The organism is Legionella brunensis (assembly GCF_001467025.1).
GTDB classification, from domain to species: domain Bacteria; phylum Pseudomonadota; class Gammaproteobacteria; order Legionellales; family Legionellaceae; genus Tatlockia; species Tatlockia brunensis.
On sequence record NZ_LNXV01000009.1, the window covers coordinates 54,007 to 70,723 of the forward strand.

Sequence of the window (16,717 nt, forward strand, 5' to 3'; positions counted from 1 at the left end):
CAATTTAGAGAAATTATTTTAATGTGGTTTCTGCACTAAATTTATTCTGCAACTGGGGTGTGGATGTAAGAATTTCAGCCACTAAAGTATCAATATTGTTATCATGCAATAGGCATTGTTTATGAACTTCCTTAAGGGTGCCACAGCGAGCATATAACAAAATCATGTTCAAGAGTTGCTTTTCCAGTCCTGTAGAGTCTTGTATTTTTTTCTCAAGTTGAACTGGATTCACAATATTCATGACAATCTTGCCATCTGTCCCCTTTGCCACTGTTAAACAAGGTTGGCTATTTTCATCATGAAGAACGATTTTATAATCAAAGTCCATGACAGCAAACAATGAGTCAATCTGAAATTCAGCCTTCTTCAATTTTGTAAAAAATAAACTGTCATCACTCTTAGCACTGACATTTACTCGTGCTTTATTAAAAAAAGAGGCAAGTCTTACTAGGGCACCTTTGTCTTTACTAATGGTTAGTGTTTTCTCCCCATGCGTATCGACTGTTGCTATTAAAGGAGGAATAGTGCCGCGTGTGATATTCGTATCATAGAGGGTGATTGTAGAATTGGGGGCACAATACTTAATGAGGTTGATACTGGCAGTTTTATGCATGTCTATCAAACTCGTTGTATTGATGTGTCGGCCTTTATCGGCGGACCCCGTATTTTCCTCCACTGCTCGATCGTAAGAGCGTTTAACAACCTGAGGCATATCGTCAAGACAGGCACAAACTATAATGGAATTATTATTACTTCCTATGAGCTCTCTGTGAGAGGGTTTGTAAGTCACTCCGTCAACAATGATATTGGGCCTTTCAAGTTTTTTGGATCTCATCCTATCTTCAACAAGTTCACTGATAAGAAATGCACTGTCTTGTGTTCGAATAAAAACCTGCTCAATCTCCTGACTTTCAAAATCTTGCGTATAAGGTCTACATATTCCACGGTAATCATCTGTAGCCAGGGAAACATAATCCTTTTTATCTTGCGAGCTAATATATTGGCTTGAAATAGTACTTTTACCGCTGGCTGCTGCCCCTAGAAAGACGAAATCACGATTGTCTTTAGGTAAATAAACCGTTTTTTTCTCAAGCTTATGTTCCAGAGCATAGTTCTCAAAATATTTATTAAGAAAATCTGACATTGCCCGATTGGTCGTCTGTTTTCTTACTTTGTTTTTTTCAATTTCCAAGCAGGAGGCCAGTTTGGTTTGATAATCCCAACTGTCTTCTTTCAGTGTTGGGTATATTTCTACCATTCGATGATTTGCTTTTTTCACACACTGACTATATACCCCCGATGTATCTAATACATCTAACGTTTGTGAAATTCTATGTTCAATCTCTGCAAGATCTACAAAATATTTGTCGTAAAAGGAGATAGAGAGTTTTTGTGCTAACTCATTAATTTCTTCGATATCGACACGATAATCCGTGATTAGTCTTGCGGCAATATGAAGTAAAAGAGCAGTTTGCATTTTAGGAACCAAGATATCAGTTAACCATTCAACTTTGGCTACTCTGGCATGCATTAATTGAGAGTTTATATCACCTGACATGAAACCCGGTTGTAAAATGCGATTATGATCTTCTTGTAATTTTCTTTCACGATCACTCCATCCTCCAAAATTCTTAAGGGTCAAAACATGCCTCATATTGTAATGTTTTTGAGCTTCAACTTTGACTTCAGCTAATCTGGTATGAATGTGCTTAAACGGGCTACTGGGAAGAGTCATAGTATCTTCCATTATCGGAGTTGTTTTCGTTTCAGGGGCAATTGTTTCCATGGACAATTTTTTATAGCCATCGGTGGTCAAGCCGCGCCTAATCCGTACACTGCCTAATTGTTTTGGAGACTCTGTTGGCGTGGGTTCAGTCGTATGAGATTGGAGAATTTTAAGCAGTGATTTTTGTTCATATAAATGTTGAGCAGGGGTTTTATTTTGCTTTGTTGGATTAGGTAATTTAACTGTATTTGCATAGTTTGGATTGTGTTTTACATTATAAAATTCAATTCCGGTTAATAGTATTTCTTTAGCAAAATCACTTACTCCATGAATTTCATCGGTTAAGTTCCCCGGGATCACGTCCAAGATCGTATTGTTTTTGTCATAAAGGATGGTCATAACATAATCGCTGGGATTAATATGGGTGTAGGCTATCTCGTTAAAATTATTTTTATCTAAGGGAGCCAAATAATATTGGGAGTGAAACGCATTTTTCCCGCGTAAAATATACATAATTTTGACGCCTTTATTGCCACCAAAGTGCATGGCAATGTCAAATTTGTCGGTAGCCGAGCGGGTTCCATCAACTCCTGAAGATGCAAAAACCGTAGCAGTCCCAGAACGAACTTCATGTTTTTTGATGTTATTTTCTTGTCCTATCAGCAAATGACTATCAGCAGAAAATTCGCCACGTCTCGTTAATTTTTGGGCGAGTGATTTGGTGGAATCCAATGCATCGGCAAAATACCCTCCGCGAAAAGAAACGGGAGCCTGGTGGAGATTTAAGTTATCATTTTCATAACTACGCAAAGTATAGTAATGGTGAGTATTGTTTTTCAGTTGAGTAGAAATATTTTCTTTAAGTTGCTCTCTAAGCAGTTTTGCAGGGACAATTGTTTTATTATTTTCATCAACTAATATTTGGCGAATATTTTTGTCATTTATGTCTCGTGCAACGGCAGTTTTTTGATCATTGACAAGATTGTTGATGAGCTCGACAAGATTTAGCTTCCAATATTTAGATGAATCATTCGAGTCAGCAACGTAATTAATGACTTTATCGCTGGTTGAATTAAATATTATTTTTCTAACAAACTCATAAAAATTACCGTAAGTACTTGGTAGAGTTTCACCAGGTTTGACCAGTGGTGTCTGAGCGTAATAATCTTTTAACCACTTTAAATGCTCAATCAAAGCACTTATTTTTTGATCTAATTCAGTATCTTTGGTACTAGGGTTGGCATCTAGAGATGCGACTAATTTAACTATCTCTGTCATTAAAGTAGAGACAGAGTTCACTTCTTTTTGAAATTCGATGTTATCTGGGAAAGGTTTTTTAGCTTGATTGACAAATGTTTCGAGCTCCTGATAGTAGCGATTACAGGCTCCTGTAACAATATGATCTTGCAATCTTTGTAAATTACCCAGTTGTAGCCAATGGTAAATGCTAAATTTGTAACCTTCATCTTTTACTAAATTAAATGAGGGCAGGTGAGATAGGAATAAATCATGATGAACTTCACCAAATAGATAATCCATTACCTTTGTCTTTAGAGAAAGTGTGCTATCTAGAGCCAAGTCAGTTGTGTGATTCCTTTGAGAGGTTATTTTTAGAATAGCTGGTAAGGCATTCTTTATTTCTTCCTCAGAGGTATTTTGGTCGAAGTCTAAATTTAACTGTGCAGGGGTAATTGAGTCAGTTATTGTTTGTCCATTAGGTGTTATTACACTGTAGTGAAGTTTGTTGTTAATGATTTGCACATAGAATTTGTTTTTTTCCAAAACCTCTTCCTCAAGAGATTTGAGAACTAGTTCATAGCTGATGGAACTGAAAAAAGTATCTAATGATTTTTTATTAATTTCTGCAGGAGGTGTGACTTTATTGGCTTCATTTCTGTTTTGGTTGAACTCGTGAGCTAATCTTTCAGTAAAAGATTTTAAAAACTTGTCATATAAAGGATTGCTGGCTAAAAAATCAATCAGTTGATGGTAGTCATCACTCTCTTTTACCTTGGTAAAGTTTGGAAAATTTTTGATTAATTTTTTCTGCTCGAGAAAGAAATTAGTGTAAATTCCATCAAATTTATCAAGACTGGTAATCCCCGCCAATTTTAAGGCTTCAACAGTGAGTTGGGCTGATTGTTTACCAGCGACATGTAGAGCAAGCTTTTGTGTAAATAAAGAATAGTCAGGATTAGTATAAAGAGTTTCTAAAATTTTGTTTAAGACTATTACATTATAGGTATCTGTGGAGCCAAGGCTCTCTATCACTTCTTTAGTGATAAAAACTCCAGTATTTTGCGTATCCTGAAGGATAACAAGGGCTACTTCTGGTGCTACATTGTCCCATTGGTAAGCCGTACCGTTCAACTCCTGGTAAGAATAGCTTGTTACTGACAATTCAATCGCGCTGCGTAAGGTACGGTGATATTGATGTCTTGGTATATCTGAGTCGTTTTTATCACCAAAACTAACACGCTTTTTGGTATATAAATTTGGCATTTAGCCTACCCATTTGGCCATAATAATATTGAATGATGTGTTAATATTTAGCACATTAAGATTAATATTTTATTAAGCAGGCTGTGTAAAAATATCGAAGCGAAAATTTAGTAAAGACAGCTATATCTTAGCTTGATTTTTTGGGGGTTGAAGTAAATATATGGTGCCACTGTAATCATCAGATAAATATAATTCGCCTGTATTTCCCTCAACAAGATGAACCGGTCTTCCAGTCACTCTCCCATTCCTTATAAAACCAATAATGAAGTCATGCTGCGTTATCTCACTATTCTCAAAATTTAAACTCACTACCTTGTAGCCGACTTTTACAGAACTGTTCCATGAGCCATGAAGGGCGACTAGTGCTTTTCCATAAAGAGGTGAGCTTGGATTTTTAATAAATGTAATGCCTAATGCAGCAACGTGTGCACCAAACTCGAAAACAGGGGATTGTGATTGTTTTATTATTGTCTCTTGGCCGGCGCCAAATTTAGGATCGGGAACTTGATTGCCATTGGCATAAGGCCATCCATAAAATTGATTCTCTTTAATCTTGTTGAGTTCGTCAGGAGGAAAGTGATCTCCTAGAAAATCGCGACCATTCTCCGTTGCATAAAGTTGACCATCTATGGGAGACCAGTCAAACCCCACTGAATTACGCAAACCTGTACTATAAATTGTTAATTGATTGTCTCCAGGTTTAAAGCGGCTAATGGTTGCTCTAAGAGGATTTTTTTCGATACAAACATTGCAGGATGAGCCAATAGAAATATAACCATAACCATCAGGACCAAATTTAATGGTTCTCGTCCAATGGCCTGCTTTATCGGGAATATTTTTTATGACTTGCTCATATCCCCCAATAGTGTGCCTCTCTTGAGCATTAAATTTAATGCGACCAATAGCATTTTCTTCTGCAATGTATAAATAGCCATCGAAGACATCCATGCTGTGAGGTTTGTTCAAGTTTGATAAAAGAAGTTTTCTTTGTTGTGGTTTTCCATAAGGTATCAATAAGACATTGCCTTTAAAGGGTTCCGTGACTATTAAATCACCTGATTCAGTAATATACATAAATCGGGGATTATCCAGACCTTGAACATAGGGTTTTAATTCGAAATTATTCGAAGAATGCAAACTTTCGCTGGCTTTTGTTTTTAAGAAAGGGAGAGAGCGACCTAATAGTTCGCCAGCTGAAATATTGATACCTAGAAGGGGTAGGCACCAATAAAATAACCCAGCACTCAAAATAATTAATGCCAAAACGTAAATGTATTTTTTCATTGTCTGTCCTTCAGGCAATGGTGTACAAGCTTAGCCAGGATAACGAATTTTTATCAAGTCTTTTTTTTATCATCCTGCACGCCAATAAGATCACAGAGGCCATAATTCTTTTCAATTTATCGTATTTTGTCGCTATTGTTTGAAAATGTTTAATTCTTGAGAAGACATTTTCAAACAAGTGCCGGTACTTGGCATTGCAAACTCGTTAAGGTAACTGTTTAGAGTTAAAGATGAGCGTTGAAGTAGCAATGCCATTATCAGCCTAAAGTGTTTATATAATGCTACAAGATAATATGCTATTTTTTTCAATTTCTTCTGGGGCATAAACCAATTCTAAATTCGGATGATTCTCAAGCGTATGGTTGATAAATTTAATGATACTTCCAACCTCAAGGGGATGTTCCTGTGGATATATACCTCTATAGTAATCTTCAAAAAGATCGGCAAGCGGATCCTCTCCTATATCACCAATCTCCCATTCAAACTGGATATGTTTTTGATATTGTTTACTTTCTTTAATTGTATTTAAAACCGCTAATAATTGGTCGATAGTTTTTAATTCAGATTTTGCCAATTTTAGGAAAGAAGGAATTGGATTTTCAAGTGCTTTAATATGAGCTTCCCTGGTTGCCATAGGAGGAGAACCAAATCTCTGAGGCATTGTTGTGCCATCTCCATTTAATTTACTTAATACTAAGCTTGGCGTAGATGCATCGAGAAACATATATAAACCCTTAAGTTCATTTCGTGAACTGCTAGGTGAGGCTCCTAAATATATGACTACCGGCGCAACAGGTTTTTTAGGTAATGCATCTATCTTCAGTGCTAATTCTTCAGGGAGAATCAAATTTGATGGGATAAATGTTGAAAAGCCTGCCAGAAATTTCCCCCAAGTCTTTCTGATTAAATCATCTACAGCAATAAATGTTTCTACATAGAGATTGGTTCGTATTATTTCTAAGCGTAAGACAGCAGCGTTATGAGTTAGTTGAACTACTTTTTTTACAATTTCATCATCGCTTGTACTAATACCATTTAAATTAACAAGTACAAAGTGATAACGGAAGTTTCCTAGATATTCTAACTGGCCATTTAAAGTTAAATTAATGATATTAATATCATTTTTTAACTGTTGGAATGCTTCCTCGAAAGCTTTTATCATTCGGGCAAGTTTCTCTGCATGGGACAATTTGAAAAATCGTTTGTTAACCTGTGATAAAGATTTTAAAGAGGGCATATCTAACAAAGGCTGCAATTGATTTATGAGCTCATCAGGAAGTCTCTCTATCATTATTTTATCCATCAAGACGTTATGTGGATCAACATGACATATTTTTATATTTCATGCAATCTATTTGATTTTTATGTGAAAAAATAGGAACTTTTTGCAATTCACGGAGGTAACCAATCAATCCACACGCCAAAGACCATAGAGGCCATAATTTCTTTTCAATTTATCGTATTTTGTCGCTATTGCATTGAAAATGCTTAATTCTTGCGAGGACATGTTCAAGCAAGTGCCGGTACTTGTATAAGCCTCAATTCATATCATCTATAAACTTTTTAAAAAAGACGATTAATAATAAAAGTATTTATCATTTGGTAAACAAAAAAAAATGAGCTAATTTTATATGAGATGGTAATAATTTTCTCGAATTCTGACTAAAAATTTGCTTCATAAAAAATAAGAAATTGATCACTTATCAATGCTATTAATCATGGAGGATTATCAGCATGAAAAAGATAACTAATTATGATCAATTTAAGAATATTCTTCCCTATACAAGTGAAATGTTTGGTGTCTATCAACCTCTTATAGGTTGGAAGTCAAAAAGGATATTGCGACGAATAGAAAAAACAAATCACTTACAAAATATTTTCTTAGTTGATCAATTAACAAAGCATTTCATCAGTGAAACATCCGTAGCAGAAGTTAATTTAAGAGGATGTGAGCTTGGGAATGTCCAATTTGACTTAGGTGAATTCTTACCTTCCGGAAAGTTACTTGGCCAAAGTTCCTTATTATTGCAAGAAATTCGCCGAAGGTTACAAAAAAAGCCTGCTAAAACTGAAGATGAGTGGCGACATTTTATTGCGGATAATGACTTAAAAGATATTCTTGCTGGTAATGTGTTCCCTGCTCTTTATCGAGGTGAGTTTAGGGAGAAATGTGAGGGACTAAGCCACTTAAGGCCTAATCCTGAAGAGCCGAATGAAGACTATTATCAACGCATTAATAAATTGAAAGAAGATCTTTATCAGCAGTTTATTGCAAAATTAAGATATGAGTCAGTGATTGCTAGAACTATTCTTGAATTAGTGAATAATCAAGCCGTATCGGCACTGAATAAAATTTTCTATTCTGACTTGTATTACAATAGCAAAGATGAGTTTTGGAAAACTGTTAAAAATTTTTCTGATGATTACAAAGATCCCTACCTAACTTTTGACCCTAAAAAAGATATTGACAATGTATCGCTATCGCCATTAGGTATCGTGCATTTATTCCGCCAGTATTTTTTTGAATTCGATACTTTTCTTGGAACACCTACAGGGCATGTTTGGTTGGCCCCAGGATCAACGGTGGAGTTAATTGAAATTAGCACACGCAGAACAATCACTGAAAAAATTTATGAAACTGCTTATGAATCAATTACTAAATCTGAGAAAAGTACAACTGAACAAGATGAAATCAGTGAGGCAGTCAAAGAGGACAATAAAAATGATTTAAAACTAGGGTTTTCAACGACAGTGAATCAGTCATGGGGAACAGGAAGTGTTTCGGCAACAGGCAGCTTAAACATGGATAGAACCCAGCAAACAGCAAGAGAAACGACGCATAAAAAAATGCGTGAACAAACGCAAAAACTCTCTTCTGAAATTCGCGAGAATTTTAAATCAACTTTTAAAACGATTACTGAAGAAACGAATACCTCGAGTAAACGCTACGTTCTTTCCAACACAACTCCTGAGCTTATTAATTATGAGTTGCGAAGAAAAATGCGCCAGGTTGGTGTGCAAGTACAAGATATTGGCAGCTTTTTATGTTGGGAAACCTTTGTTGATGAGCCTGGCGAAGATTTGGGATTGGCCAATTTAGTTCATATTGCTAAACCAGCTGATTTAATTCCTAAGCCGGTGATAACTGAAACGATACCTCCTGCTGATACTTCAGTTAATTTCACTACTCAAGCGGTATGGAATTTTGGTGATAATAGGAAATACAATGATCCAGTATTGGGTTTTGTCTTGCTAACAACCTTTCAAGTACCCCCGCCACCGGATGGATTTGAGTTGCAAAAATCAAACTACCCAAACGGCTATATCAATATCAGGTATGTTTCCCACACTGGTGAAGATTCTGAAAATCAGATTTATGCCTTTAATGGCAAATTTACTGCTGATTTCTCCCAAATTGAGATTGGTGTTATTACTGGCGGCGACGGAATAGAGTGGGATGAGCGTATTGACTTTGTTGTTGGTGGTACACTGAATTATACGCCAACGGCTGCAAAATTAGCCGAAATTAAGGCTAGTAATGACGCTAAGAAAGCAGCGGCTACAGAAATTGAGCTTGCGAATGCAGAGAAAATTAGACAGGCTTTTTTAGCAGCTGCTAAGGAGCGCATAGAATTAGCAAGCAATATCGGTAAACGTAAATATGAAGATTTAAGAGAAGAAGAGCGAATTATTGTTTATCGCAGACTGATTAAATCATTAATGACGGATATCCATTACCAGGTAAAAACCGAGCCTCGAACTTTGCATGTATTATCGGAGTTAATTAATTCGATTTTTGATGTCAACAAGATGCTCTATTTTGTTGCTCCTGAATGGTGGAAACCACGCAAAAAAAACAGCCAATATTTGGGTGTTGGGGATTTTCAAAGCCTTACAGCTGATTCGGTTAACTGGTCAGACAATGTGCCCCGAGAAGATAATTATTTAATAACGGATAAATCCCAACCTGCACCTATGGGAAGTTCACTTGGATGGCTTTTGCAATTGGATGGCGATAATTTACGCAATGCTTTCCTTAATGCTCCTTGGGTAAAAGCTGTTATCCCTATCCGCCCAGGCAAAGAGTTGGCCGCTATGAATTGGTTGAAAAATGTGAATGTTGAGGGCGCAGATGGATTAGATGCGGCTTACGCTGCCCCTCAAAGTGAACTTGATGAAATTAAAGCCAAGTTGTTGGCAATCGACCCGGCCGATGAGGTAGGTTCACACGCTCAGGTAACAATTAATGATGCGATTCGATTTTTGTGTACCCAAGTTTCGCAAAAGCACACGGAGTCTAATAAAACAGATCACTACCCGAAAGGGGCAGAGATTCATGACGATGATAAAGTTTCTGCAACACCCATTGATAAAGTCTATGAATATGGCTTTTATCCTTTGCAGGGAAGTTTTCGTTACAATCCGGAAGATCCTGATCCCAATAACCCTGATAAAAATTTTCAGGTTTTTGATCAATGGGTAGAAATCTTGCCAACTGACCAGGTTGTTCCAGTGAAAGTAGCCTACAATCCTCTCACGGGAAGGATGCTTCCACCCGTGTAATGGACCGCTCGCTTAATTAGCAAATAAGGAAGATTCGCTATGGGAGGAGGAGCAACACCACCGGCTGTTCGGCAAATGGATAATTATGGTAAGGAAGTCAGCGATGCTTTTGATAGTGCTGAGGCTGATTTTTTTGCGTCAGGAAAGCATTTTAAAACAGACGAAGTAATTAATTTAATCTCAACATCCGGTTATTTTAGAGTGGATTATTACGAAAACACCTCGCCACTTGATATCCACTATGTTGTTTTCTTCTTCAATAAAAAAAATTATGAAATGACGAAAAATCCTGAGGTATTCGAAGTACACGGCACACTTGCCAGGAAATATATAGAGCTTCATAGGAATTTGCCCAATATTACCAATTTCCCAATTGATAATGATCGTTTGCTTAAAACAGATAATGAGTATGTTATTTCTGTTGAGAATGAATGTGTGCTTGTATGGAGTCATGCAACCAATGGTGTGACACAGCGAAAATATAGTTCTTATAAGCCAAATAATGAGAATACGCTGGTTGCTTTTACCGAAGAATATTCCATTAGCGAGCCTGATTTGAATTTCAAAAATTGGAAAAATGCAACGTTACAAAATTTATCCGCAAGAGGAGTGGGCAGGCCAACACAAATTCTTCTTCATGAAACAGCAGGAATGGAAATGGGAACAGATGCTGCATTTAAGGTCCCAGCACATTTTTGCATTGCTAATGTCAAGGACAAAAAGGGTAACATTTTTCAAATGGTTGATATTGCTGCCAATGTTCCTCATGGTGAAATCACAAATAATAGAGCCATCGGCATTGAATTTGTTAATGCACCCTTTGATATCTGGAAACAAGTTCCCGATCCAAACAACCCAAAAAATTCAATCGATGAGATACCCAGGACAAAGTCTAATTTTGGTTTAAAAGACAGTACTAAAGGTATTTATCTCCAAGTGGAAAAAATAAGTATTCGCGATGCGACTATTAGTAAGCCAGTGCAATTTGTTCCGTTGGAGTTCTCTGAGACGCAAGAGAATGACTTCTTTGAAGTAAAGATACCTGAAGATAATTTATTGAATAAAACAGCATTGCTGGCTTTTAAAATTAACGGTAAAAATGTGGCTACCGCCAAAGATAAAGTGGTGACAATTCAATACTGCAAGCCAGTTAAATTTGAAAATTTAAAATACCTTGTTGAGCTTCTATACGATAATGAGTTAATTAAAGATGCCGATTTTGAAGACAGTGAATTTTGGAAATCTGTTTATTATGATCCGGAGCAAGACAAGACTTTTTATATCTATCAGCGTCTCTTCACCGAAGCTATCACTACAACTACGCAGGCAGGAAAAACGATTCGCAAAGTGACTATGCGTTTTATGATTGATCTTATTAGCCCAAGTATTTTTTCTCATGGACACATTGGACATCATGCCGATGGCTATTTACAGGGTTTATATTTATACCTAAGAATTGTTGAGGCGCTATCCGCAAAAGCGACATTACAAGCCATGGTATTTTTCCTAACTTCAGACAAGACAGATGCAGAAAAAATAGCACTTGAAATTACAGAGGAGATGACTGTGGTAAGGACTTCAGAAATTAATAGTGCAGGAGGGGAAAGCAACATTGATGTTAAATTTTCCATCCCTACAACCCCTACAGCGATTAAAATTATCAATTTTCTCGAGCTGGACATTGATGCTGTGAGAGCCAAGTTTCCGGGCATTTAATAACAAATAATGATAAAAGTGCTAGTAAAGAAACCCCTATCAAATAAAGGACCGGTGCTGTTACCCACCCTGTATAATAGATAAGCGTAAGTGATATAAATGGTGTCAATCCTCCAAAGATAGCAAAACCTAAGTTATAACTTACCGCAATTCCTGTGTAGCGAATTCTGGTGGGAAATAACTCACTCAATAGTCTAGGAATAGTGCCGGCAGAAAGACCTAGTAACAATGAACTTGCAAGCAATGCGACAAAGTAAAATTTGGGGTAATAAACATAAATAGCAAATATGGGGTAGGCTAATGAAATCGTGGCCAGAATGAGTATTAGTGTTAATTTTTTGGGGCTAACAATATCAGTCATATAACCAAAAAAAATACTTAGGCTAGAGCCTAAACTTATCGCTAAGGTACGTTCCCAAATGTAAGCATTGGCAGGTAAATGTAAGATTCCAGTGAAATAGGCAGGAATAAATAAAAAAAGCGAAGTCACAATTACTGCACAAAGAGCTGCCATGAATGCCCCTGCAAAGACATAAAGGAGCTGTTGTTTGAGGACGCTAACAATGGGGAATTTCTCAATTGTATTTTCAATGGCTAAAAATTGAGAGGACTCATGCAAATTTTTGCGTAATAAATAACTTAAAAATCCAAAAATACCTCCTAGGATAAAAGGTATTCTCCAGCCAAAAGAATGCATTTGAGCTTCGGAAAAGAAACTGACCATTGATGCATCGACGACTGAGCCTAAGACAATTCCACAAGTCAGTGCGCAAAAAATAATACCACAGGCTAGGCCTTTATAACGGGGAAGGGATTCGCTCACATAAGTAATTGCGCCCGGGATTTCTCCTCCGATAGAGAGGCCTTGAATGACTCGTAAACTAATAATTAAAAAAGGGGCGGCCATGCCAATTGCAGAATAAGAGGGCACAATTCCTATACCAAGGGTGGCAAATGCCATCATTAGTATTGAGATGGTAAAGGTAGCTTTACGACCAATACGATCTCCAAAATGGCCAAAAACAATCCCCCCTAAAGGTCTTACCAAATAGCCAATAGCAAAGGTTGCAAAAGTAATCATTAGTCCTGCAAGTTGATTTGCAGCTGGAAAAAACGCATTAGCAATATAGCTGGCAAATAAGGCAAAGATAATAAAATCATAAAACTCTAAAACACCGCCCAGGCTTGAAAGAATTAATAACTTACGTTGATCGTCCTGCACATGCACTCCCTATAAATAAATATCCTGACCATGCGAAATTGATGTTGTTATTTATAAAGTAATTATTGAATTCAAAGCAAGGCATATTTTGACTCATTTGAGATGATATGGGTAAATTTACCCATATCTAAAATTGATCAATTAATGTATTATTTGAACTTCAAGATTTAAGTTGGAACATTTTAAATGAAAAAAAATCACATTATGCATACCCTCATGAGTAAAAATCTGCATCGAGAAGCTGTACAAGTATTGAATTATGCTTTTATTGATGTATCTAAGGAAGCGGTAGCAAGCTTGATTAATAAATTGCAAGATCTACCCAGAGATACTGATGACAATGTAGTGGCAGATGTTATCGCCAGTTGGTACATCTCTTTACCAAAGGGTGATTTGGTGGGTTTTCCAATGACTGATAAAGAATATCAACAAACGAAAGCATCCAATATTGCTAGCATCATTAAAGGTGAATCCTCTGGAAAGGATCTAAAGGAAAAAGCTCTCCTAGATATAGGAGCTGGTGATTGCGCAATGACTTATTTGGTAAGCAAGGAATTAAGTATGGAAGCATGTGCAATTGATATAAAAACCGATATTGACTGGGGTGGGCAAACGAGCAGCGATAAGGTTGTTAAAAACGAGTACATGCAAAAACTCAGCAAGCAATATGTTTATGATGGCAGTGACTTACTTGGTGCTTTAGGTAATAAAAAATTTAAAGTGATTATGTTAAATCATTCCCTGCATCACTTTCCCTCTTTTGTCGCGCAACAAAATTGTTTCAGACAAATAGCCGAGTTATTAGAGAAGGACGGGGTCTTATTTTTATCTGAACACGATAATTGTTACAACGATGATGTTCTTGAGTTGTCGCATCTTTTATTAAATTTAAGGTATAGCCTCGATAAGTTTATTAAAAATACTCAGCCTAATCATAATACTCAGTGTTCTATAGACAATAAAAATGACCGGCCTACTATTCTCGATTTGAGAAAAGTTAAGCAAGAGTATACTGCAGCGATCGACATGGAAAAGTTTAAACAAGAATATGGTACCGCTAATTATTTTTCTAAAAATATAATTGACTACTTGGCAAAAAGATTTGGATTTCAGCCTATTACAGAACAAATACGTATGAAAGAAGACGTTTCTAAAACCATATTTTATTGTTTTAGAAAGGCTGCGACACCAAATCCCGCAAAAAGTCCTTCAGGGTTTTTTGATGATTCTCCTGAAGTTGTAAGTCGAGCAAGCAACAAAGAACAAACAACCTCGAAAAAGGAGAAATCTGATCTAAGAGCAACGCTCTAATGAATCTAAAGGTATAAGTTAATTCGAAGCTGCTTTGCAGCTCTCGAATTAATGAAGACCCCCAGCAATGTATATGCTCTCTCCAGTAATATAGCTAGCTTCTCCTGAAGCTAAGAATGCTACAACATTGGCTACTTCATTAACAGAACCTATTCTTGCCATGGGTGTAACAGCTATTCCAGCTCGCATATCTATTTAAGCCGGCAGCGATAGTTCCTTCAGTTTCAATCATACCTGGATTGATAGCGACGACACGTATCTTTCTCGGTGCAAATTCCTTAGCTTTATAGCATCAACGGCTGCCTTTGTGCCGCTGTAGACTGCTGAGTTGAGTGGAGTAAAGGTCGATGCACAAGAACTGAAATCAGCATGCAATTGCCTTGCCTTCTTTTTTAGTGATTTCACTAACGATCCGATCAGCTCCTTTGCTGGAACTATAATTTATAACTACAGAGGCTCCTTCCTCTGCCAATTTTAAAGCAATCCCACACCAATCCTTTAGATGCCCCTGTGACAATGGCTACTTTACCTGCCATTTTTTTGTCATTATTTTCTCCTGGTTAGCGTGGATTCTTGAAGCAGGGTAAATTGTGTGTCAATCTGAATTCATAGTAATCTATTACCCGTTTGGCTTAAATTTAGAAAATGCCTCATTAAGTTTGGCATAAAGATCCTGTAGTGGACTCGCCTTTTCTACGAGTTGATGAACTTTCTCAAGCTCAAACAAAACGGGGTATCCTTTTTCATACAAGGTAGACCAATATTTGAAACTCTTCTGCAAGTTTGGAAAATTTTCAGAAGTTGTCACCTCTGCCAGCTTTTTTGCTAATACATACATTGCTATGTCATCCTCTTGATGAGCCAAAATTTCCAAACGTTCAATATAACTTTGGGATAACTCTTGATTACCGGGTTTATATTTCTCCGCAATAGCTTCTTTTTCTAAACTAACAATACTCTTATTAAAAAAAGTCAGAATCCCAGAATGCTGTTTATAAAATTTAGAAGAGAATTTTTTCAATTCCCATTTTTCACGCTCTAACTCAGTATCAATATAGGCAGCAGAGTTCTCAAAAATAGTTATTCCAAGATTATGAGAGTTGATGGTTTTTTCTATTGTGGTTTTCCATTTTTCTAGCCCTGAGATTTGTATTTTTTTAAGTTGAGGCATTAGTTTTAGTAGTTGAACTACCTCGTCTTTCTTCAGATAGGCTAAGCCGAGATCGATGCTGGTTATTTTGGTCAGATCACCGCAATGACTTAAAATTAAAAGAGGGTTCGCATGTAAAGATAAATTTAGGTGACCATCCTTTACTTTGGGAACATGAAGCTTTTCCTCTGTTAGTACGTAGACTAAATTTCCTTCTTCTAATTGGCTGGGTTGATAGTGAGCATGCCATCCTATTTTTTTAGCATTTTTTCGGGTAATGAGTACTTCATTTTCCCCTCCCAAAACCATAATATCCACCACACGATAAGCTTGCTGAAAAACTTCCAATGCTTCCAACGTATTGTTGAGCACTAAGCGAGTGATTGATCCGCTAGCAGTAGCCGCAACCAAAAAATTCTTATTGGAATTTTGTTGTTCTACTTCTTTAACTATTTTTTCTAAAAAGTGAGCCTCCGCCAGACTAAATATGTAATTGGGAAATTTTAATTTTGCTGTCTCAATACTTTTATCATTGGGATCAATGCCTATAGCAATAACATTTTTGGGAATTGATAGCAGCATTTTTGCAGTTAACTCCAAACAGTCTCCTAATCCTGTTCCAATATCGACCACTATAACGTCAGTGTTTGATTGTTTCTGCATAAATGCAGAAACAATTTTGGCAATGGATTCTCTAATAATTTCATAATCTTTATGGGTTTTTTCATCATATATTTGCAAATTATCGAACTGTGAAACAATTAATGCAGGTACTCTAGGGCGTAAAAAAGCGGATTCTGGATAAACCTTTGCTTGCTCTAATAATGGCTTTAATTTTTTTAATTTTTCAGGTTCAAGCTTAAATAGAGCAACTAAACCATCCGTTCCCGTAATTTGCACAACACTACCGAGCGGTTGAGGAGGGTATTTATTAAAATCAGGTATAGTAAAAATATCGATTTTCTTAACTGTTGCATGCATTGACGATCTAACTGAATGAATCGTCATACCAGTACTATCATCAATTAGTTGATGTAAAAAAGAGTCGTCCTTATTGAGGGGATGAAGGCTTTCAATAATAGCGTTGATAAGCTCATCTATCTCTTTCATAGTAAACCCTAGGAAGGGGGGGGTACTTTAATTATAGGCGCCGTCAACTTGCTCAACATGAGCAGGAAAGACGTTTTTTCCAAAAATTTTAAGCGCAAAGCACCTGTGAGGCTAATCTCTATATACAGTCCTG

The 16,717-nt window shown here is 36.7% G+C and carries 9 protein-coding genes and 2 pseudogenes; 3 read left to right on the forward strand and 8 right to left on the reverse strand.

Annotated elements, in window-relative coordinates:
• Positions 1-13: 13 nt before the first annotated feature.
• The 5 genes and pseudogenes from Lbru_RS06785 to Lbru_RS18050 form a co-directional block, all read right to left on the reverse strand.
• Positions 14-4,228, reverse strand: a complete 4,215-nt coding sequence (locus Lbru_RS06785) for a zeta toxin family protein (protein WP_058441438.1) — start codon at positions 4,226-4,228, stop codon at positions 14-16.
• 120 nt (positions 4,229-4,348) lie between these two features.
• Positions 4,349-5,512, reverse strand: coding sequence for a PQQ-dependent sugar dehydrogenase (locus Lbru_RS06790; RefSeq protein WP_058441439.1), 1,164 nt, complete (start codon positions 5,510-5,512; stop codon positions 4,349-4,351).
• A gap of 10 nt (positions 5,513-5,522) precedes the next feature.
• A pseudogene (locus Lbru_RS17760) lies at positions 5,523-5,702 on the reverse strand (hypothetical protein); the annotation flags it as partial.
• 81 nt (positions 5,703-5,783) lie between these two features.
• Positions 5,784-6,803 carry an F-box protein gene (locus Lbru_RS06795; RefSeq protein ID WP_058441440.1) on the reverse strand — a complete coding sequence of 340 codons (1,020 nt, stop codon included), beginning with the start codon at positions 6,801-6,803 and terminating at the stop codon, positions 5,784-5,786.
• A 147-nt stretch (positions 6,804-6,950) separates the two neighbouring features.
• Positions 6,951-7,047: pseudogene (locus Lbru_RS18050) on the reverse strand (IS5/IS1182 family transposase); the annotation flags it as partial.
• A 199-nt stretch (positions 7,048-7,246) separates the two neighbouring features.
• On the opposite strand from Lbru_RS18050, the gene Lbru_RS06800 reads away from it, so the two are divergent.
• Together Lbru_RS06800 and Lbru_RS06805 are read left to right on the forward strand one after the other, a co-directional pair.
• Positions 7,247-10,075 carry a hypothetical protein gene (locus Lbru_RS06800; protein ID WP_058441441.1) on the forward strand — a complete coding sequence of 943 codons (2,829 nt, stop codon included), beginning with the start codon at positions 7,247-7,249 and terminating at the stop codon, positions 10,073-10,075.
• Between the two features lie 39 nt (positions 10,076-10,114).
• The gene (locus Lbru_RS06805; RefSeq protein ID WP_058441442.1) at positions 10,115-11,791 is read left to right on the forward strand and encodes a peptidoglycan recognition protein family protein; all 1,677 of its coding nucleotides are present in this window, start codon (positions 10,115-10,117) and stop codon (positions 11,789-11,791) included.
• On the opposite strand, the gene Lbru_RS06810 is transcribed toward Lbru_RS06805, so the two are convergent.
• Positions 11,736-13,013, reverse strand: a complete 1,278-nt coding sequence (locus Lbru_RS06810) for an MFS transporter (RefSeq protein ID WP_058441443.1) — start codon at positions 13,011-13,013, stop codon at positions 11,736-11,738. The genes Lbru_RS06805 and Lbru_RS06810 overlap by 56 nt on opposite strands.
• Before the next feature lie 186 nt (positions 13,014-13,199).
• On the opposite strand from Lbru_RS06810, the gene Lbru_RS06815 reads away from it, so the two are divergent.
• Positions 13,200-14,324, forward strand: a complete 1,125-nt coding sequence (locus Lbru_RS06815; RefSeq protein WP_058441444.1) for a methyltransferase domain-containing protein — start codon at positions 13,200-13,202, stop codon at positions 14,322-14,324.
• A 48-nt stretch (positions 14,325-14,372) separates the two neighbouring features.
• Here the strand turns inward: Lbru_RS06815 and Lbru_RS18055 are convergent, their stop codons facing one another.
• Together Lbru_RS18055 and Lbru_RS06820 are read right to left on the reverse strand one after the other, a co-directional pair.
• A complete protein-coding gene (locus tag Lbru_RS18055) occupies positions 14,373-14,513 on the reverse strand; it encodes an SDR family oxidoreductase (RefSeq protein ID WP_157061497.1) in 141 nt (46 codons plus the stop codon).
• Between the two features lie 430 nt (positions 14,514-14,943).
• Entirely contained in the window at positions 14,944-16,584 is a 1,641-nt protein-coding gene (locus Lbru_RS06820; RefSeq protein ID WP_058441445.1) for a hypothetical protein, read from the reverse strand.
• Between the last annotated feature and the right edge of the window lie 133 nt (positions 16,585-16,717).